17 protein-coding genes are annotated in these 19,429 nt (G+C 73.4%); 8 read left to right on the forward strand and 9 right to left on the reverse strand.

All coding sequences use genetic code 11. From position 1 onward, the window contains the following. Positions 1-173: 173 nt before the first annotated feature. From FSY66_RS04535 to FSY66_RS04550, 4 genes are all read right to left on the reverse strand, one after another. Complete coding sequence (locus FSY66_RS04535) at positions 174-932, reverse strand: SDR family NAD(P)-dependent oxidoreductase (RefSeq protein ID WP_144791704.1); 759 nt, start codon at positions 930-932, stop codon at positions 174-176. Between the two features lie 79 nt (positions 933-1,011). Beyond that, entirely contained in the window at positions 1,012-2,661 is a 1,650-nt protein-coding gene (locus FSY66_RS04540) for an AMP-binding protein (RefSeq protein ID WP_144791706.1), read from the reverse strand. Between the two features lie 168 nt (positions 2,662-2,829). Then, the gene (gene ndk, locus FSY66_RS04545; RefSeq protein WP_144791708.1) at positions 2,830-3,243 is read right to left on the reverse strand and encodes a nucleoside-diphosphate kinase; all 414 of its coding nucleotides are present in this window, start codon (positions 3,241-3,243) and stop codon (positions 2,830-2,832) included. A 94-nt stretch (positions 3,244-3,337) separates the two neighbouring features. Next, positions 3,338-5,080 (reverse strand): choline/carnitine O-acyltransferase, encoded by a 1,743-nt coding sequence (locus tag FSY66_RS04550; protein WP_144791710.1) that lies wholly within the window; start codon positions 5,078-5,080, stop codon positions 3,338-3,340. A 175-nt stretch (positions 5,081-5,255) separates the two neighbouring features. On the opposite strand from FSY66_RS04550, the gene FSY66_RS04555 reads away from it, so the two are divergent. After that, entirely contained in the window at positions 5,256-6,383 is a 1,128-nt protein-coding gene (locus FSY66_RS04555) for an acyltransferase family protein (RefSeq protein WP_186304409.1), read from the forward strand. A gap of 110 nt (positions 6,384-6,493) precedes the next feature. Here FSY66_RS04555 and rfbD read toward each other — a convergent pair whose 3' ends face one another. Both rfbD and rfbB read right to left on the reverse strand, forming a co-directional pair. After that, on the reverse strand, positions 6,494-7,885 hold the full coding sequence (gene rfbD, locus FSY66_RS04560) for a dTDP-4-dehydrorhamnose reductase (protein WP_144791714.1): 1,392 nt from the start codon (positions 7,883-7,885) through the stop codon (positions 6,494-6,496). 15 nt (positions 7,886-7,900) lie between these two features. Then, positions 7,901-8,896: a dTDP-glucose 4,6-dehydratase gene (rfbB, locus tag FSY66_RS04565; protein WP_144791716.1), complete on the reverse strand. Its 996-nt coding sequence runs from the start codon at positions 8,894-8,896 to the stop codon at positions 7,901-7,903. A gap of 186 nt (positions 8,897-9,082) precedes the next feature. On the opposite strand from rfbB, the gene FSY66_RS04570 reads away from it, so the two are divergent. From FSY66_RS04570 to FSY66_RS04600, 7 genes are read left to right on the forward strand one after another with little or no spacing between them, the layout of a single operon-like run. After that, complete coding sequence (locus tag FSY66_RS04570; RefSeq protein ID WP_186304410.1) at positions 9,083-10,207, forward strand: glycosyltransferase family 4 protein; 1,125 nt, start codon at positions 9,083-9,085, stop codon at positions 10,205-10,207. Then, positions 10,204-11,361 carry a glycosyltransferase gene (locus tag FSY66_RS04575; RefSeq protein WP_144791719.1) on the forward strand — a complete coding sequence of 386 codons (1,158 nt, stop codon included), beginning with the start codon at positions 10,204-10,206 and terminating at the stop codon, positions 11,359-11,361. Before FSY66_RS04570 ends, FSY66_RS04575 begins: the two co-directional genes overlap by 4 nt. Continuing rightward, positions 11,358-12,251: a glycosyltransferase family 2 protein gene (locus FSY66_RS04580; RefSeq protein WP_144791721.1), complete on the forward strand. Its 894-nt coding sequence runs from the start codon at positions 11,358-11,360 to the stop codon at positions 12,249-12,251. The genes FSY66_RS04575 and FSY66_RS04580 overlap by 4 nt, the downstream gene beginning before the upstream one ends. Continuing rightward, positions 12,248-14,032, forward strand: coding sequence for an ABC transporter ATP-binding protein (locus tag FSY66_RS04585; RefSeq protein WP_144791723.1), 1,785 nt, complete (start codon positions 12,248-12,250; stop codon positions 14,030-14,032). Before FSY66_RS04580 ends, FSY66_RS04585 begins: the two co-directional genes overlap by 4 nt. Positions 14,033-14,062: 30 nt before the next feature. Continuing rightward, the gene (rfbA, locus tag FSY66_RS04590; RefSeq protein ID WP_144791725.1) at positions 14,063-14,968 is read left to right on the forward strand and encodes a glucose-1-phosphate thymidylyltransferase RfbA; all 906 of its coding nucleotides are present in this window, start codon (positions 14,063-14,065) and stop codon (positions 14,966-14,968) included. Next, a complete protein-coding gene (locus tag FSY66_RS04595; RefSeq protein WP_144791727.1) occupies positions 14,968-15,816 on the forward strand; it encodes a nucleotidyltransferase family protein in 849 nt (282 codons plus the stop codon). Before rfbA ends, FSY66_RS04595 begins: the two co-directional genes overlap by 1 nt. Then, on the forward strand, positions 15,813-16,154 hold the full coding sequence (locus FSY66_RS04600; protein ID WP_144791729.1) for a PqqD family protein: 342 nt from the start codon (positions 15,813-15,815) through the stop codon (positions 16,152-16,154). Before FSY66_RS04595 ends, FSY66_RS04600 begins: the two co-directional genes overlap by 4 nt. 12 nt (positions 16,155-16,166) lie before the next feature. Here the strand turns inward: FSY66_RS04600 and FSY66_RS04605 are convergent, their stop codons facing one another. The 3 genes from FSY66_RS04605 to FSY66_RS04615 are packed head-to-tail and all read right to left on the reverse strand — an operon-like array spanning position 16,167 to position 19,409. Continuing rightward, the gene (locus tag FSY66_RS04605) at positions 16,167-17,387 is read right to left on the reverse strand and encodes a glycosyltransferase (RefSeq protein ID WP_186304411.1); all 1,221 of its coding nucleotides are present in this window, start codon (positions 17,385-17,387) and stop codon (positions 16,167-16,169) included. Positions 17,388-17,445: 58 nt separating this feature from the next. Further along, positions 17,446-18,426 carry a glycosyltransferase family 2 protein gene (locus FSY66_RS04610; protein WP_186304413.1) on the reverse strand — a complete coding sequence of 327 codons (981 nt, stop codon included), beginning with the start codon at positions 18,424-18,426 and terminating at the stop codon, positions 17,446-17,448. Next, on the reverse strand, positions 18,426-19,409 hold the full coding sequence (locus FSY66_RS04615) for a glycosyltransferase family 4 protein (protein WP_260853457.1): 984 nt from the start codon (positions 19,407-19,409) through the stop codon (positions 18,426-18,428). The genes FSY66_RS04610 and FSY66_RS04615 overlap by 1 nt, the downstream gene beginning before the upstream one ends. Positions 19,410-19,429 lie beyond the last annotated feature (20 nt).

Here is a 19,429-nt window from a genome sequence, read left to right on the forward strand (position 1 = left end):
GGGGGCCGGGGCGGGCCGCCGGCACCGCAGGGAGCCCCCCCGCGGGATGACGCCCGGGGCGGGCGCCTCTGTCATTCCCCCGCATCGTCGGTCCGGGGCCGCTGGCGGCCGGTCCGCGATCGGGAGGGACCCTCAGCCTAGGGGCGCTCCCGAGCGGTCGCAATCCGGACGGGTCAGCGCGGAGGCATCCGCAGCCCGCCGTCCATCCGCACCGTCTCGCCGTTGAGGTAGTCGTGCTCGGCGATCATGCTCACCAGGCGGGCGTACTCGGTGGGCTTGGCCAGACGGGCCGGGAACGGGACGGTGGCCTCGAGCCCGGCGCGGAAGTCGGGGTCGATCCCGGCCATCATCGGCGTCTCGACGATCCCCGGGGCGATCGTGCAGGCGCGGATCCCGCGGGAGGCGAGATCGCGTGCCGCGGAGATCGTCAGCGAGTGGACGCCGCCCTTCGAGGCGGCGTAGGCCGCCTGCCCGACCTGCCCCTCGAAGGCCGCGACCGAGGCGGTGCTCACGATCAGCCCCCGCTGGCCGTCCTCGTCGACCGGGTCCAGCTCGGACATGGCCGCCGCGGCGGTGGTCAGGACCGTGAACGTCCCGACGAGGTTGATCTGGATGACCTTCTGGAACAGGCCGATGTCATGCGGGCCCTTCCTGCTCAGGATGCGCTGGCCCGGGGCGATGCCCGCGCAGTTGACCGCGAGGCGCAGCGGCCCGGCCGCCGAGGCCTGGTCGACGGCCGCCTGCACGGCCTCCGGATCCGTGACGTCCGCGGCGACGAAGGTGACTCCCTCGGCGGGCTCGGCCTTCTCGATCGCGGGCTGGAGGTCGAGCCCGTAGACCGTCGCCCCCTTGCCCACGAGCTCGGCGGCGGTGGCCGCGCCGAGTCCCGAGGCCGCTCCGGTGACGATCGCGACGGTGTCCTTCAGCTGCATGGTCTCTCCTGAGGTGTGCGTGGGTGGTCGGTGGACGGGAGGGCCGGAAGCCGCGCGGCGGCTCCGGAGTCGGATGGGCTCATCCGGGCTCGTCGGCGGGAGCCTGGCCGCGGTGCCGGTCCCTCAGCACATTGCGCTGGATCTTCCCGGAGGCGGTCGTGGGCAGCTCGTCGACGATGTGGACGCGCCGCGGATAGGCGTGCGCCGCGTACTCGGTCTTCACGACCTGGGCGATCTCGTGCTCGAGGCCCTCCGTGCGCTCGGCGTCGTCGCGCAGGACGACATAGGCCTCGACGACCTCGCCGCGCATCTCGTCGGGCACGCCGATCGCGGCGGCCGCGGCCACGGCGGGGTGGCCCATCATGGCCGACTCGACCTCGAGCGGGCCGATGCGGTACCCGGCCATGAGGATGACGTCGTCGTCGCGCGAGGAGAACGCGAAGGCCCCCGAGGGGGTGCGCCGCGCGACGTCGCCCGTGAGGTAGAGGCGGCCGTCGGCGGTGTACCGCTCGGCGGTGCGCGCGGGGTCGTCCACGTACCCCGGGAACCACATGAGCGGGCTGTCGGGCCGCACGATGGCCAGCCGGCCCGGCTCGTCGGTCCCCGCGGGGTCGTCGTCGGCCAGGTCGATCACCTCCGCCGCGAACCCGGGCAGGGGTCGGCCCATCGAACCGGACTCGATCGGGCGCTGCACGTCGGGATGCCATCCGTTGACGATGCACATCCCCATCTCGGTCTGGCCGTAGTCATCGCGGATCTCGGTGCCCAGCGTCTGCTCGGCCCAGGTGACGAGCTGCGGGTTCAGCGGCTCTCCGGCCGACGACGCCACCCGCAGGCTCAGGGGCTGCGCGGGCCCCTGGCTCGAGCGCAGGGTCCGGTACATGGTGGGCGCCGCCGCGAGGTTCGTGACCCCCAGCTCGGCGAGCACGCGCCAGGTCGCCGCCGGGTCGAAGCGCCCGCGCAGCAGGATGTTGGCGCGTCCGGCGAACAGGGGGGCCAGGATGCCGTAGTAGAGGCCGTAGGCCCAGCCGGGATCGGCCGCGTTCCAGAAGACGTCGTCCTCGCGGACGTCGAGCCCGTACTCGAGGTAGATCCCGAAGGCCGCCAGGGCCCGGACGGGGACCGGCACGGCCTTGGGGCTGCCCGTGGTGCCGGAGGTGTAGATGTGCACCAGGTGGTCGTCGCCGGAGCGCTCGGCGACCGGGAACCCCGTGGACTGCGCCTCGAGCAGCTCCGGGAGCGCCGGCTCCACGACGGGCTCCCCGGAGCCGTCGTCGGAGGTCACGACCGTCCAGGCGGCATCCGGGCCGGTGAGCTCCGGGGCCTCGAGCTTGCTGCGCTGCGAGGCGTCGCAGACCACGACCGCAGGAGCGCTCGGGATCAGCCGCTGGGCGATCGCCGAGGTCGCGAAGGCCGTGAAGAGCGGGATGTGGATCGCCCCGAGGCGCCAGATCCCCAGCAGGGTCACCACGAGCTCCTCGCCCTTGCCCATGAGCGTGGCGACCCGGTCCCCCGGGCCCACGCCGAGCCCGGACAGCGCGGCGGCGGCGCGCTCCGAGCGCTCCCGGAGGCGGCCGTAGGTCAGCTCGCGGCGGGTGAGGTCCTCTTCGACCACGGTGAAGGCGACGGCCTGCGGGTCGTGGCGATCGCACAGCAGCTCCGCGACCCGCACCCCCGTCCCGGCCACCTGCTCCAGCAGGTCCTGGGCCCTGCGCTCTGGATTGCTCATGACGACTCCTCCGCCATCGGTGATCCGGGATCTGCGGACATTCTCAGCAACCTAGCGGAGCCGGCGGGCACGTGCAACGGGTCACACCGACCCCTGGCCGGCCCCCGCGATCAAGACGACGACGGCCGCCTCCGAGCTGCTCGGAGACGGCCGTCGGGCACCGCGGGCTCAGGCGAACCAGATGCCGATCTCGCGCTCGGCCGACTCCGGGGAGTCCGAGCCGTGGACGATGTTCTTCTGGACCTTCTCGCCCCAGTCCCGCGCCAGGTCCCCCCGGATCGTGCCCGCCGCGGCCTTGACCGGGTCGGACACGCCGGCCATCGCGCGGAAGGACTCGATGACGGACTCGCCCTCGAACACGGCGGCGACGACGGGCCCCGACATCATGAACTCGACGAGCGGCTCGAAGAACGGCTTGCCCTGGTGCTCCGCGTAGTGCTGCTCCAGGATCTCGCGGGTCGCCTCGAGCTTCTTCAGCTCGGCCAGTCGGAAGCCGCGGGCCTCCACCCGGGCCAGGACCTGGCCGGTCAGGCCGCGCTCGACGCCGTCGGGCTTGACCAGGATCAGGGTGCGCTCGGTCATGCGGTGCTCCTTCGCTGTGCGTGGTTCTGCCGGAGCGCCGGGGCGGCGCGCCGGACATGTCGTCGCCACAACCCTACGGGGATCCTCCCGGGCATCAGCGATCCCGCATGCCGGCGGCGGCCTCCCAGAAGACCGCGGCCGCCCGCCGCAGCGCCTCCGCGAAGCCCTCGGGGTCCTCCGCGGAGTCGGCGCGGAAGCTGAGGCAGAACTCGAACTCCTCCTCCCCCTTGGTGTAGGCGATGCCGAATCCCCCGGGGGCGCTGGGGGCGAAGGCATAGCGGACGATGGCCTCCGGGCCGCCGACCGAGGTGGTCGACAGGAAGTCCTCGGAGACGGCCGCGAGCGCCTCGGAGCCGAAGAGCTCCTCCCCCGCCCCGCTGTCGCCGGCCATGAGCCGCAGGCCCCTCAGGTGGCGGTCCGGACCGCGGCCGGACTTGCAGGCCTTGATCCAGTCCTTGTGGGCGTCGATCGCGCTGCGCAGCTGCTCCCGGGTCGCACAGCCCTCCAGCGCAGCGGCCGCGAACTCCACGGCCTGCGATGTCACCGGGCGCAGGCACTCGGTGCGCCCGGCCTGGTACTCCCGGACGTCGACGGATTCGTAGACGCCGCGGACGCGGCCGAAGGCCGAGAGCTGCGCGATCGTGAAGATCAGCTGCTGGACGGCGTCGTCGCTCATCCTGAACGGACGCTGCTCCGCGGCCACCCGCGGGACCGTGATGATCCGGACGCTCAGCGGCTCGGCGGACCGACGCACGGCCTCGAGCCGGGTGCGCACCCGCTCGACCTGCTCAGGGCTCATGGCCCAGACGAGCTCGTCCACCGCGACAGCCAGGTCCGGATCGGCTGCCGGGGCGTCGTCGATCTCGTGCTCCCGCATGCGGTGCACGGCCGCCAGCACCGTGGCGCCGTCGATCGTGCTGTGCTCGACATGCACGCCCGTCCAGCCGTCGGCCAGGCCGATCTCGTAGGACAGCGGCTTGCGCACCCACGCGTCCTCGAACCCGAAGGCCAGGCGCTGCTCGTGCTCGGCGGAGGTGGCCGCGTCCTCCTGCAGGGTCACGGTGAGCACGAGACGGGTGAGCCGCTCGTAGGTCTGCGCGTTGGCGTCGTCCCGCAGCATCTCCTCGAGCAGCTCCGCCGCCTCGTCGGCGGGCAGCCAGGAGACCGCGCCGAAGGGCGGCCCGTCCTGGCCCTCGGCGGACGGGGCGGACGGAGTCGCGGGGGTGCCGACGATCGTGCGCAGCGCCTGGGCGATCCAGGCGACGCTGCGGGGACGACCCCGGTCATCGGCGATCGGCACGACCCGCATCCGGCCGCGGTGGACGATCCCGATCTCGGCGTCGGCCGCCGCGATCTCGGGCCGGCGGATCTCGTCCATGCCCGGCAGCGGGTGCCGCAGCCCGCCGCACAGCGCCTCCCACTGCTGCATGCACATCTGCGCGCCGCGCGGGCTGACCTCCACGGGGGTCTCGCCGCGCAGCTGCTGCAGGTGCACGGCGGCCGCGCGGTGGATGAAGCGCGCGGCCCGGTCCAGCCCCGGGGTCCCCGGCTCGTCGGCGAGCTGGAACCCCACGCTCGTGCTCAGCGGCAGCGAGTCGCGAGTGCGGAGGTAGCCCTCCAGCCACGCCCGGGCCAGCCAGCTCGAGCCGGCCTCGGCCCGGTCCTGCGCGAAGCCCTCCAGCTCGGCCTGCAGACGGGGCCCGTCGCCGCCCAGGAAGACCTGCGCGGCGCTGTCGGCCTGGCGCATCTGCCGGTCGTCGAGCAGCGGACGGGCCGCGGACAGGAAGCGGTCGATCGTCTCCTCCGGGGCGGGCACCGGAAGCGGCTGGTGGGACATGCGTGGCCCTCCTCGGACGCGGGGATGTACGGCCCCATTGTCGCGCGTCGCGCGCGTGAGTCCGCCTCCGTGCGGGCAGCGACTCGTCCCCCGTCCCGCGGAGTCTTCGTGTGCGCAGGCAATAGACTGCGCGGGCCGCTGCCGCGGCGATCGCCGCGACGAGAGCTGGTCGAGCATGACATCACTGGGTGCGCCGCTGGCGGACGACCCCGCCCGGTCGCCGGACCCCCCGCGCGGCCGCACGCTCGGGGCGGCGCTGTCCACCCCGGCCAATGCCCTGAACGCCCTCCGGCTGCTCCTGGCCCTGCTGGTCATCGTCTCGCACACCCCGGCCGTGACCGGCACGACCTCGTGGCCGTCGTGGGTCGAGGCCCTCGGCGGATGGGCCGTGCTGGGGTTCTTCACGATCTCCGGCTATCTCATCGTGGGGAGCAGGCTCAGGAGCAGCTGGTGGTCCTATACGATCCGCAGACTGGCACGCATCTTCCCCGCCTACTGGGCTCAGCTGCTGTTCGTGGGCCTGGCCGCCGCCCCTGCGGCGGCGGCATGGGGATTCGGGCAGTGGGACCCTGCCGTCGCCCTGGGGTACATCGCGGACAACGCGACGACGTTCGGCCTGTCCTGGACGATGGACGGCATCGCCATGCCCCATTACGACGCGTGGAACGGGTCGGCCTGGACCCTGTCCTACGAGCTCCTGGCGTACCTCGGATGCCTGGTCCTCTTCTGGGTCCCCGGGACCCGGAGACGGCCCACGGCGACATGCGCGGTCGTCCTCCTGGGCCTGCTGGCCTTCAACCTCGTGGTGGTCCCGGCCGCTGATGTGACCACGAACCTCTATCTGCATCTGGGGCGTCTGGGCTCGTACTTCGTCGGCGGGATGCTCCTGCACTGCCTGCGCGATCGGCTCCCGCTGCGCGGCTGGGCGGCGGCGGCCGGCCTCGCCCTGGCCCTCGCGCTGCTGACGACGGACTGGGGCGGGCACGTGGCCCAGCTCCCCCTGGCCTACGGCCTCCTCGGCCTGGGCGGCGTGCTGCCTCTGCGCCTGGGGGTCAGCAACGACCTCTCCTACGGGACGTACCTCTTCGCCTTCCCCGTCCAGCAGCTCGTCACGATGGCGCACCCCGAGGTCGATCGGCCCCTGCTGCACGTGCTGGCGAGCACGGCGCTGACGCTGCTGGCCGCGGCGGCCTCGTGGCGCCTCGTCGAGCGCCCCGCGATGACAGCGGCCAGGGCGGCGATCGGCCTCGTCCGGGGCTCGGTCCGCGCATCCGAGCCGGGCGTGCCCGCTCGCCTCGGGTGACCAGGGCGTCGTCGCGCGCCCCGCCCCCGCCCCTCCCCACCCGAGGCGGCCGGCCCCGCGCGCCGGGGGTGCGCGGGGCGGGGGGGGGGCCGGGTCCGCGACGACGCCCTTCAGGCCAGGTGGGCCCGCAGCGACTGCCGCGCATCCGGCATCCGGATGCCCGAGGCTTCGGCGGCTGCCGAGGAGAGCCGCGAGTTGGCCGGTCGTGGCGCGGCGTGCGGCTTGTCGGCGAAGTAGTCCGCGGCATGCACCGGCCGGACGCGCTGCGGATCGTGGCCCGTCAGCTCGAAGACCTGCCGCGCGACCTCGAACCAGCTCATCGCCGGACCTGCATTGGTCAGGTGCCAGGTCCCGTACGGCTTGGCCTCCGTCACGAGCCGCAGCAGCGCGTCGGCCAGATCGTCGGCGAAGGTGAGCCGCCCGATCTGGTCGTCCACGACCGCCGGGTCGACGCCGCGCTCGGCCAGCGCGGCCATGGTGCGCACGAAGTTCGCGCCCTCGCCGATCACCCACGAGGTGCGCACGATCCAGTGCTTGGCCCAGGTGCGGGCGGCGGCCTCGCCGGCGGCCTTCGACTGCCCGTAGACGGACAGCGGCGCCACGGGATGATCGACCGCGTGATCGAGCTCGGCATCGAGCCGGCCGTCGAAGACGTAGTCGGTCGAGACGTGCACCAGCGGCACGTCCGAGTCGCGGCACAGACCCGCGAGCGCACCGACCCCCGTGGCGTTGACGGCCCAGGCGGCCGCGCGGTCGATCTCCGCGGCATCCACGTCCGTGTGAGCGGCCGCGTTGAGCACCGCTCGAGTGCCGCGCAGCGTCTCCACGGGCCACGACGACGGCTCCGCGAGATCCCATTCCGCGCGCGTGTACGCCTCGAACGGGATGCCGTCGCGCGTGCACGCGGCGACCAGCGCCCGGCCGAGCTGGCCCCCGGCGCCGAGGATCACCACGGGTGCCGGCCGCATGGGCCGGACGTCGGGCAGCCGGGGATGCGCCCGGTCCTTCTCCGACATCTCCGACTGCTCCAGGGGGATGGGCCACTCGATCGCGGCGGTCTCGTCGGCGAGGTTGAGGAACGTGTACTGCGACTGGGCCTGGGCGGACCAGTGGCCGGTCACGAGGTACGTGTAGGCCGTGTCCGGCTCGAGGGTCTGGAAGCTGTTGCCGACCCCGCGGGGGACGAACACAGCCTGCCCGGGTGCGATCTCCAGGGTCGCGACGGCCCCGAAGGACTCCCCCTCGCGCAGATCCACCCAGGCGCCGAAGATCCGGCCGGTGGCCACCGAGACGTACTTGTCCCACGGCTCGGCGTGGATCCCCCGGATGGTGCCCGCGGAGGAGTTGAAGGAGATGTTGTTCTGCACCGGGAGGAAGTCCGGCAGCCCGGCGGCGACCATCTTCCGCCGCTGCCAGTTCTCCTTGAACCAGCCGCGGGAGTCTCCGTGGACGTCGAGCTCCACGAGCAGCAGACCGGGAACGGCCGTCTCGGTGATCCTCATCGTCGTCGCCTCTCCTCAGTGGCCCGCGGCCGCGTACCGGCGCTCGGTCTCGTCCTTGGCCGGGCGCCACCAGCCCTCGTTCTCCCGGTACCAGGCCGCGGTGGCCTCGAGGCCCTCGCGGATCCGGGTGTAGCGCGGCGACCAGCCGAGCTGCTCGCGCAGGGGCGAGCCGTCGATCGCGTAGCGCAGGTCGTGCCCGGCGCGATCCCGCACGAACTCGATGTCATCGGCGGGGCGATCGAAGATCTCCAGCAGCATCCGCACGATCTCCAGGTTGCTGCGCTCCCCGTCGGCCCCGATCAGGTAGGTCCGCCCGATCTCCCCGCGCTCGAGGATGCGCAGCACGGCCGAGGAGTGGTCCTCCGCGTGGATCCAGTCGCGCACGTTGGCTCCGGCGCCGTAGACCCGCGGACGACGGCCGTCGATCAGCTCGGTGATCTGGCGCGGGATGAACTTCTCCACGTGCTGGCGCGGGCCGTAGTTGTTGGAGCAGTTGCTCAGGGTGGCCCGCAGCCCGAACGACCTGCTCCAGGCCCGGACCAGGTGATCGGAGCCGGCCTTCGACGCCGAGTACGGGCTCGAGGGGCGGTAGGGCGTGGCGTCGGTGAACCTCGTGGGGTCGTCCAGCTCGAGGTCGCCGTAGACCTCGTCGGTGGACACGTGGTGGAAGCGCGTGCCGTGGCGGCGCGCCGCCTCGAGCAGGGTGAACGTGCCGACCAGATTGGTCCGGATGAACGGCGACGGGTCCGCCAATGAGTTGTCGTTGTGCGATTCGGCCGCGAAGTGGATGATCGCATCGGCCCGGGATGTGAGCCGATCCACCGCCTCGGCATCGCAGATGTCGGCGCGCACCAGGGTCATGCGCCGCGGATCGGCGCCCTGGAGGGAGGCCTCGCTGCCGGCATAGGTCAGCTTGTCCAGGACCGTGATCGTGTGCTCGGTGGCGCCCAGGACGTGGTGGACGAAGTTCGAGCCGATGAAGCCGGCCCCGCCGGTGACCAGGAGATGCATGGATTCCAGCCTATCGAGCCGGGCAGCGGCCGCGGAGCCCGGCCGCGGACGAGCATCGCGACCGCCGCCCCGGCGCCGCTCTCATGTATCCTCATACACTACGCTGTTCGGCCGAGCGGTCAGGGCCCGCCCCTCCGTGCCAGGCCCGACGACGCACGGCGCAGGGAACGGGAGCTCGAGGATCGCATGACGCTCAGGGTCGGGCTCTACAGCCCGTGGGACACGGAGGATCCGAGGTCCTGGTCAGGCGTGGTCAAGCCCATGGCGGATGGGCTCCGCAGCGTCATGGACGTCGAGGTCATCCCCGCTGTCACGGCATCCGATGCTCTCGGCGAGCGGGTGCGCGCACGGCTGCGCGGCGCCGCAGGCGGCAGGAGCCTTCCCACGCACACCATGGCCACCGCGGCCCGTCGCAGCCGTGCGCTGGCCCGGAGCCTGCAGCGACGCTCCGGACCGCCCCTGGCGGCACTGGTGGCCATCGCGGCCTCGACCGACGTGCTGTCGCTGCCGGAGGATCTGCCGCTCGTCCAGATCACCGATGCGACGTTCCCCGCCCTGCTCGGCTTCTATCCCATGGCCACCGGCCTGGGCCCTCGCGGCGAGCGCCAGGGCCGCGCCGTCGAGCGAGCCGGGGCCGCGCGGACCTCCCGGTACGTCGTGGCCAGCGACTGGGCGGCCGAGAGCCTGATCCACGACGTGGGGGTCGAGCCGCAGCGCATCCTCACCGCCGCCTTCGGACCGGCCATCGCCGCACCGCCGCATCCCGCTGCCCGGCGCGTGGACGGCCCGCTGCGCGTCCTGGCCGTCGCAGCGGACTGGAAGCGCAAGCGCGGCGGCGCCGTCGTCGAGGCCGTCGCGATGGCCCGAGTCCGGCGGGACGTCGATCTGACAGTCGTCGGCAGCGCCCCGGCGGACCTGCCGCGCTGGGTCGCGGCCCCCGGGCTCGTCCCGCAGGAGCGGCTCGCCGAGCTCTACGCATCGCACGACGTCCTGCTCGATCTCAGCGCGGCGAATGCCGCGGGCGTGGTGATGACGGATGCGCTCGTCTCGGGCCTGCCCGTCATCGCGCACCGGGCCGGCGGCGTCGAGAGCATCGTCGCGGATGGCCGCACGGGGTGGCTGGTCGGGCCGCGGGGTTCGACCGAGGCCGCCGGAGCCCTGCTGGCCCGTCTCACTCCCGATGATGTGGCAGCCGCCTCCGAGAGCGCCCTGCTCGACGCCGGGCGCCGTCTCACGTGGGATGCCTGGGCCCTGCAGGTCCGCGAGGCGGTCGAGGCCGCCGTGGCCGAGTCGGCAGGAGCCGCGGCATGATCCGCCGGATGACCATGGTGACGCCGCTGATCCCCTCGGCGGGGCAGCACGAGTCGGCGGGCGAGCAGCTGCTGCACCGCATCGCCGGGGTCATGGCGGAGGACGCCGAGCTCACGCTCGTCAGCGGCGACGGGCCCGCCAATCGCCGGGCCCTGGCCCGGGGCGGCGTCCCCGAGCACATCATGCTGCCTGCCGAGCGGACCGCGCTCTCGCGCATCGGACGGGCGCTCGGCATGGCGCCGGCGATCGAGCCCCGCCGGCTGTCGTCGGTCGCCGGCACGCTGAGCCGCTCGGCCGTCGTGGATCTGCAGTGGGAGGAGAACGGGCTGCTCCTCCCCGCCGTCCGCCGCCTCGCACCCCGTGCGCTGACCGTCGTGACCCTGCACGACGTCCTCTCCCAGAAGTTCGCCCGCCAGCGGGATCAGCAGTCGGATCCTCGGCGGCGCGCCGTCTGGCACGGCCGGTGGCTGGCGGCCCGTGCTCTCGAGCGGCGCATCATGCACCTGGCGGATCGAGTCGTCGTGCTCAGCGAGAAGGACGCCGCCCTGCTGCCCAGGCACGGCGCCCGCGCCGAGATCCATGTCGTGCCCCCGCCCATCGACGGCGACCTCCGCCGCCCCGGGAGGAGCCTCCCGGTCCCCGATCCCCTGCTGCTCTTCGTGGGCTTCATGGCCAGGTGGGAGAACGAGGACGCGATGCACTGGTTCTCGACGCAGATCCTCCCGATCATCCGCGCCGAGTTCCCGCAGGCCCGCATGGCCGTGGCCGGGGGCGGGCTCCGCGACCACGTCGTGCAGGGGCTGCGACGGCACGGCGTGGAGGTGCTGGGCTACGTCGCCGATCTGGAGGCCCTGTACGCCGAGGCGGCTGCTGTCGTCGTCCCGCTGCGCTGCGGGGCAGGGGTCAAGTTCAAGGTCGTCGAGGCCCTGGTCCGAGGCGTTCCGGTCGTGACCACCGCCGTGGGCGGCGAGGGGATCTCGCCCTCGGATGCCGCGGTCGTCCGAGACTCCCCGGAGTCGTTCGCCGCCGCCGTCGTCGAGATCCTCCACGGTCCCCGCGCGGCCGAGGCGCATGCCCGCCGCATGGCGTCCCCGGTCGCGGCGCGCTTCGGGGCCGAGCAGTTCCGCGCCCGCCTGAAGAGGGTGCACGCATGAGCATCCCGGTCAGCGTGATCGTCCCCTGCCACGACGTGGAGCCGCTCGTGCGCGGGCAGATCGATGCCGTGCTGCCCCAGCTGCGCGAGGCGGATGAGCTCGTGCTCGTGGACAACCGCTCCGCCGACGGGACGAAGGCGGTCCTCCGCGATGCCGCAGCGGCCGACTCCCGCATCGTGGTCTGCGACGCCGATGACCGACCCGGCGCGAACCACGCCCGGAACGCGGGCATGCGGGTCGCCTCCGGGGACGTCCTCCTGCTCTGCGATGCGGATGACCGGGTGCGGCCCGGCTGGGTGGAGGCGCTTCGCAGCGCCCTGTCCGACGGAGGCATCGCGGGGGGCGTCGCCACCCCGGTGGACGCGGACGGATCCCGTCTCGGTCCCGACCTCGCCCTCCAGGAGATCTTCGGCGGGCCTCCCTACCCGCTCGGTGCGTGCATGGGGGTGCATCGTCGCGTGATCCGGGCCGTCGGCGGATTCGACGAGTCGTTCTCGGGTGGGCATGATGAGACCGACCTCGCCTGGCGCGCGGCCGCCGCCGGTTGGCGGACGACACTGGCCTCCGAAGCCCGCATCGACTACGTGCAGCGCTCGGGCACCCGCGCGCTCCTGCGGCAGCGGAGGAACTACGCTCGCACGGCCGTCCAGCTGTGGGTCCGCCGCCCGGAGACGGTGGATCCCCACGGAGTCAGTCTCCGCAGCGCCCTGCGAGGCGCCCTCGGCGGCCTTCCGGATCTGCTGCTCGCCAGATCCCGGTCTGCCCGATCGGATGCGGCGCGCGCCTGGGGATGGTCCCTGGGCCTGGTGGAGGGCCATCTCCGCTACCGCGTCCTGGGCACACCGCCGCCGCCCGACGTCCCCGCCATCCCAGGAAGCTCCCCCGCATGATCCGCAGGCTCCTCGCCGTCATCGACGAGCTGGTCCCCGGCACCGGCAGGGGATGGATCGCGCTCGCCGTCGCCGGCTCCTTCGGCCTCGGGCTGCTGGACATGGCAGGCATCGCCGCCATGGTGCCTCTCATGATGGTCGCGACGGATGCACCGGGCGCCGAGCGCATCAGGGAGTCCGTCGCGGGCATCGGCATCACCGATCCCACGGCCGTGATCATCGCCCTCGCCCTGCTCGTGGGCGGGGCCTTCCTGGTCAAGACCGTCTTCGCGCTGATCTTCCGATGGTGGCTCGTGGGGAGGACCACCGGGCTCGAGGCCGAGGCCCTCGCGAATCTCATGGACCTCTTCGCCCGCAGCCCGTTCCAGGCGCACCGCGAGCGATCCGTGGCCGACGTCCACCGTCAGCTCGACATGTCGGTGCCGAACACCTTCAGCGGGATGCTCAACGGCCTGCTGATGATCCTGGCGGACGCCCTGACCCTGGCCCTGGCCGCCGTCGTCCTGCTCGTCGTCTCGCCGGCGGGCGCCATGGCCGCGGTCGTGTGCCTCGGCGGCACGGTCCTGATCTCGCAGGCGCTGCTGCGCCCGCACCAGCATCGCCTGGGCAGGGAGCAGTCCGAGCTCGGCATGAGCCAGTGGAGCTCGCGCGGCCCCGTCACCGAGGGGTTCCGCGATGTCCGCCTCACCGACAGCTCGGACACGTTCGTCGAGCGCTATCGCCTCAACCGGCGGAAGGCGGCACGCAGCCGTCAGGTGCTGTCGCTGCTCTCGGAGGCGCCCCGGTACGTCCTGGAGATCTCCCTGATCGTCAGCATCGGCGTCGTGGCAGGTGCCATCGCCCTGCTCGGCGACGCGGCCCAGACGATCACGGTGCTCGGAGTCTTCGTGGCGGCCGCGAGCCGGATGCTGCCCACGCTGAACCGGCTCGGCGCCAATGTCGGGCTCGTCCGAGCCTCCGTCGCGGGGCTCGAGGAGCTCGAGCGCACGCTGCGATCGATCCCGCGGACCGGTCGGATGCTGCGCCGGCGCTCGCCCGAGCAGTACGGGGGCGATCTGCGGGCCCAGGACGTGGCCTACCGATATCCCGGGGCGGCCGAGCGGACGCTGCACGGCCTCTCCTTCGCCGTCCCCCAGGGGACCTCGCTGGCCATCGTGGGATCCTCCGGGGCCGGCAAGTCCACGGCCCTGGACCTCCTGCTGGGGCTGCTCGAACCGACGCACGGCACGATCACCTGCGGCGGTCGCGACATCCGCGACGATCCGGCGGCGTGGGTCGATGCGCTCGGCGTCGTGTCCCAGGAGGTCTACATCGTCAACGCCAGCCTCCGCGAGAACGTGGCCTTCGGCGTCCCCCGGGAGAGGATCGACGACGAGAAGGTCCGTCGATCCCTGGCCGCCGCCCAGCTGACGGCGGTGGTCGAGGGGCTGCCCGACGGCATCGGCACGCAGATGGGCGAACGGGGCGTGCGCCTGTCGGGGGGGCAGCGTCAGCGCGTCGGGATCGCCCGCGCCCTGTACAGGGAGCCCACCGTGCTCGTCCTGGACGAGGCGACCTCCGCGCTGGACAACGTGACGGAGCGCCAGTTCATGGGCACCGTGGAGTCGCTGTCCGGCGAGCTGACCATCATCATGGTGGCCCATCGGCTCTCGACCGTGCGCTCCGCCGACCACCTGATCTTCCTGGAGCGCGGCCGGGTCGCGGCGGAGGGCACCTTCGAGCAGCTCCGCGACCGCAGCCCCGCGTTCGCCCGGCTGGTCGAGCTCAGCGATCTCGACTGATCTCCCTTCGACCCTGAGAGGATCGTGCACATGAAGGGCATCATCCTGGCCGGCGGCACCGGCTCCCGGCTGCACCCCATCACGCTCGGGATCTCCAAGCAGCTGATGCCGGTCTACGACAAGCCGATGATCTACTACCCGCTCTCGACGCTGCTGCTGGCCGGCATCGAGGACGTCCTGATCATCACCACGCCGCAGGACGCGCCGTCGTTCCAGCGCCTGCTCGGCGACGGGTCGCGCTTCGGCATCCGGCTCGGCTACCGGGCCCAGCCCTCCCCCGACGGCCTCGCCCAGGCCTTCCTGCTCGGCCGGGAGCACATCGGCGACGGATCGGTCGCGCTGATCCTGGGCGACAACATCTTCTACGGCCCCGGCATGGGCACGCAGCTGCGCCGCCACCAGAGCGTCGACGGCGCGTCGATCTTCGGCTATCGGGTCAGCGATCCGGCGGCCTACGGCGTGGTGGAGCTCGACGACGACGGCCGCGCCGTCTCGCTCGAGGAGAAGCCGCGCTCCCCCCGAAGCCCCTATGCGGTGCCCGGGCTCTACTTCTACGACAACGAGGTGATCGACATCGCCCGGAGCCTGCGGCCCTCCGCCCGCGGCGAGCTGGAGATCACCGACGTGAACCGGATCTACCTCGAGCGGGGGCGGCTCGCCGTCGACCTCCTGCCGCGCGGCACCGCCTGGCTCGACACCGGGACCTTCTCGGACCTCAACGACGCGTCGGACTTCATCCGCACCGTCGAGAACCGGCAGGGCCTCAAGGTCGGCGCCCCCGAGGAGATCGCCTGGCGTCTGGGCCTGCTCAGCGACGACGAGCTGCGCGAGCGCGCCGAGCCCCTGCTCAAGAGCGGCTACGGCCGCTACCTGCTGGGCCTGCTGGACGAGGACCCGCCTCCTGCCGCCGGCCGCCCGAGCACCGGGGTCTCCTGATGGCCGCCGAGAGCCCGCTGCCCCCGGAGGTGCGCGTGCGCTTCGCTCACGCGATGATCTCCCACGTCCTGCGGGCCGCCGGCATCCGCGGCCTGCACCACAAGGGCCACACGGCTCCTGCGGGCACGTACCGGGCCGGACGCTCCTCCTCGGATGCGGACGTCCTGGTGCCCGCGGCCGACGCGCGGCGAGCGGTCGCAGCCCTGGAGCAGCGCGGCTGGGAGCTGGTCGCCGACTACGAGGACGGCTCGATCTTCAAGCACGCCGCCTCGCTCTGGCACAGCCACCTGGGCTACGCCGACATCCATCGTCTGCTGCCCGGGGTCGAGGCGCCTGCCGAGGAGGTCTTCGAGCGGCTGTGGAGGCACCGGGCCGCGGAGTCGATGGGCGGGCGCGAGTGCAACGTCCCCGAGCGCCTCGACCACATCGCGCTCATCGTGATCCACGCGGCCCGCGATGCCGAGCGCGGGGCCCAGGACGTGGCGCACCTGCGCTCGATCCTCTCCGACGACGAGTGGGAGCAGGTCCGCTCCCGCGCCCTCGAGCTCGACGCCGCCGCCGCCTGGGCGGTGGCCACCGAGGAGACCGTCACGGCCCCGCTGAACCAGGTCGAGCTCCTGCGCGCCCTGCACACCGGCGCCGACCGGCCATCGCTGCTGCGAGCGCGTCTCCACGCCGCCGAGAGCCGGGCGGACAGGGCGCGGATCGCGCTGGGAGCACTGGTCCCGAACCGAGCGCACCTGCGGGTGCAGCTGCGGCGCGAGCCGGCCCTGCCCGACTACCTGCGCGAGTACCGGGCGCGGATCGCGGCGGCCCTGCGCGGCCCGCAGAGGAGGGGGCGACGATGACGGGGAATGCGCCGGAGACCGCCTGGCGCCCGGGCGCGGACGTCGTGTGGCTTCCCGATCCGGGGGCTCAGGACCCCGAGCTGCCCGAGCGGGTCTACCTCCTGGACCTGCGGTCGGAGATCCCCGTGGTCCTGGAGGGATCCGCGGCGCTGATCTGGTCGGCCCTGGCCAGGCGGCTCGCCACGGCGGCGGACCGCACGGCAGGCGGCGCCTTCCCCGCCGAGCTCGTCGCGGACCTGGCTGTCGCCACGGGTCTCGACGCCCGGGAGATCGAGCCGGACATCCGGGCCTTCCTCCGCGACCTCGCGGCGCAGGGGCTCATCCGCCCGGAGAGCTGATCGGCCGCCGCCTCAGGCGACGGAGGAGCGATGCTCCCCGCCCGTGAGGCGGCCGCGGGCGACGAGGTCCTCGCGCGCCGGCAGATGCGACACGGCGGCGCCCCGCCCTTCGACCAGGTGCCGGATCCTGCTCATGAACCGCCGCTCGGAGAACATCGCCGCGTGCTCCCGCATGGCGGCCGGATCCCAGTCGCGCTGCAGCGCTCGTCGGATCCCCACGGCCAGCGCCTCGGGATCGGCCTCGTCCACGAACGTGCCGTTGACGCCCTCTCGGATCGTGTCCAGATAGCCGCCGCCGCGCAGCGCCACGGTCGGCACGCCCCACGCGCTGGCCTCCAGCGGGGTGATGCCGAAGTCCTCGTAGCTGGCCGCGACCAGGGCATCCGCATGCGCGTAGGCCCAGCGCAGCTGAGCGTCCGAGACGTCCTGGGCGAAGACCACGCCGTCGCCGGCCAGAGCCCGCAGCCGCTGCTGCTCGGGACCCCGCCCGATCACGAGCAGCGGGACGTCGAGCGCCTCCGCCGCCCGGATCACCGCATCGACGTTCTTGTACGGCAGCAGCCGTGCCACGCACAGGATGAACCGCCCCCGCTGCGCGAACAGCGCGGCGTCGCGGATCGGCTCGAGCTCGGCCTCCCCGGCCTCGACCGAGTGCGGGGGGAAGACCAGCTTGACGTCGTCGCGGCCGTAGACGCGGGCGATGCGGCCCTGGACCTCCGAGGAGTTGGCCACGTAGACCTCGTGGCGGCTCTGGGCCCGCTGGTCCCAGGGCTCGAGCATCGGGCGCAGCGCACGGGCGGCGATGCCCTTGGCCGAGGACCACCAGGGGCCGCCCACGTAGTCCTGGAGCAGATGGACCCACCGGGCCGGCGTGTGGCAGTAGACCACCGTGCGACCCGTGAACCGGAACCCGTGCGCCCAGCCGGAGGTGGACACGACGGCCCGATCGGCATCGACCCTCAGCTGCGAGGCCGCCCACGGCAGCAGCGGCAGGGCCTTGCGGGGATCCCGGCGCAACGGGCCGATCCGGTTCAGCGGCGAGGTGATGATCGTGGCGTCGCGGAACTCGGGGAACGTGGCCTCGGGCTCGTAGAACAGCGTGTGGATCGGAGCCTCCGGGTAGAGGCGGTGCAGCGCCAGGACCACGCGCTCGGCGCCGCCGCGCTGCGTCAGGTAGTCGTGGGCGATGGCCAGCGGGGGGCGCCGGTGCTCATCTGCGTGGGGGTGGCTCATTCGGGACTCTCGGGGGGTAGGTCCGCTGTTCCGCGGTTACGGATGCATAAACATCATGTCAGAAAGTCGCCGCGGCGCGGTCGGGGCGATGGCGGCCGGCCTCGGCCGCGGCCTCGACCTGGAGGGCGATGAGCTTGACCCCCACGGGGCGGGGCAGGCGCTCGACGATGCGGTCGATCGCCGGAGCCGTCGCCCGCAGCGTCCGCTCCGTCGTGCCGGCTGCCGTCAGGCGCACGAGCGCTCCCCACAGCCCGCCGGGGGCCCGGTCGCCGCCCAGCGCGGCGGCGCCGTGCCGGTCGATGAAGATCCGGCGGGAGGCCCCGGAGTGCAGCGCGCGCCGCGCCTTGCTGAGCGTGGTGGTCGCCGCGGCGCGGTGCGCGACCTCGAGCCCCCGGTGGAGGCGCACCGGGACACCCAGCTCGTGGAGGCGGTAGCCGTAGTCCACGTCCTCCCAGCCGTAGCGGCGGAAGGCGTCGCTGTACCCGCCGATCCGCTCGTGCAGATGCCGCGGGACGGACACGTTGCCCGCCCAGTGCCGCCAGGCTCCCTCAGACGGCAGGGCATAGGCCTCGCGGGCGTGCCGCCGATCCGCCTCGGTGCCGTAGACCCGCTGATAGGCGGTGCTCGGCAGGACGTGGCGCTGGAGCCCGATCACCCCGCGGTCCCCGCCCTCGTGCGCCGCCACATGATCCCTGAGGTAGTGCGGCCCGGGCTCCAGATCGTCGTCCGCGCGGATCAGGATGCGCCCGGTCGTCGCGTCGGCGCCGGCGTTGAGGGCGGCCGATCTCCCCCGGTTCTCCGGGAAGACGACCCGGTGCAGGGCGAGCCGGGGCCACCGTGCCGCGCACCGGTCCAGGACGGCCTGCGTCCCGTCGACGTCCCCGTCGACCACGACGCAGACCTCGAAGGCCGGTGCGTCCTGCTGGGCGGCCAGCGCACCCAGCAGCCGCGGCAGACGGCCCGCTCCCCCGCGCGTGGGCACGATCACGCTCGCCTCCGGGGCGGTTCGCTCCCCGGCCCCCGCCGATGCGGTGCTCATCAGAGTCCCCTCTCGTCCAGGAGGTCCTGCAGGCGCCGTCGTCCGGCCTCCGGGGACCATCGCTGCGCCCATCGCCGATGCTGCCGTTCCACGAGAGCCCCCGGATCGAGCGCCGCGGCGCGCTCGATGGCCTGCGCCAGGGACTCCGGATCCCCGGCCCGGAACACCAGCGGGTGATCCGGCCCGACGACCTCGGGCAGCGCTCCGGCATCGGAGACCAGCACGGGGACCCGGGCTGCCATGGCCTCTGCCGCCACGAGACCGAAGGACTCCGGCGCCGCCGAGGGCACCGCGAGCAGGTCGACCTCGCCCAGAAGCTGCTCGCGGGGCACCCACCCCAGCATCCGGAGACGGCCCCCGGCCGTCTCGACGGCCCTGGCCACCTCTCGGGCCTGGGTTCGGCGGACGAACCGGTCGTCGCCCGCCACGTGGAGCCGGATCGATCCCGGTCGACGGTCCTCGATCAGCTCCGCGGCCCGGAGCAGGTCGAGGAAGCCCTTGTCCGCCGACAGCCGCCCGAGGAACCCCACGCGCCGTGGGCCCTCCGATCGCCCGTGGGCATCCCACCCCGGTGCCGAAGCGTCCGCCGGGCCCGGAACCCAGTTCTCCAGCGCGCTGCTCCCGGGCACCCGAGCTGCCATCCATCCCGACGGCACGAGGGTCGCCAGGGCGCCCCTCCGAGCGATCCCGGCCAGTGCTCGCTGCCGCCGGCCGTCGGGCAGCTGATGGAGGTGGACCACCCTGCGGGCCCGCCCGCTCAGCGCGACGGCCGGCAGCAGGCCGTTGCACCACAGGAGATCCCCGTGGCCGCCTGTCCACCGCCGCAGGCCCAGCAGGTAGCCGCGGCGCGACGTCGCCGGGATGCGCTCGACCTCGAAGCCCGCCGCCGCCAGGAGCTCGGCGGCCTCCCCCGGCGACGCCGGCGCCACGATCGTCACCGCCCGGCCGAGATCGCGCAGCGCCTGGGCCAGCCGCAGGAGCATGACCTCGCCTCCTCCGACGT

Source organism: Kocuria palustris, from assembly GCF_007666205.1.
GTDB lineage: Bacteria > Actinomycetota > Actinomycetes > Actinomycetales > Micrococcaceae > Kocuria > Kocuria palustris_A.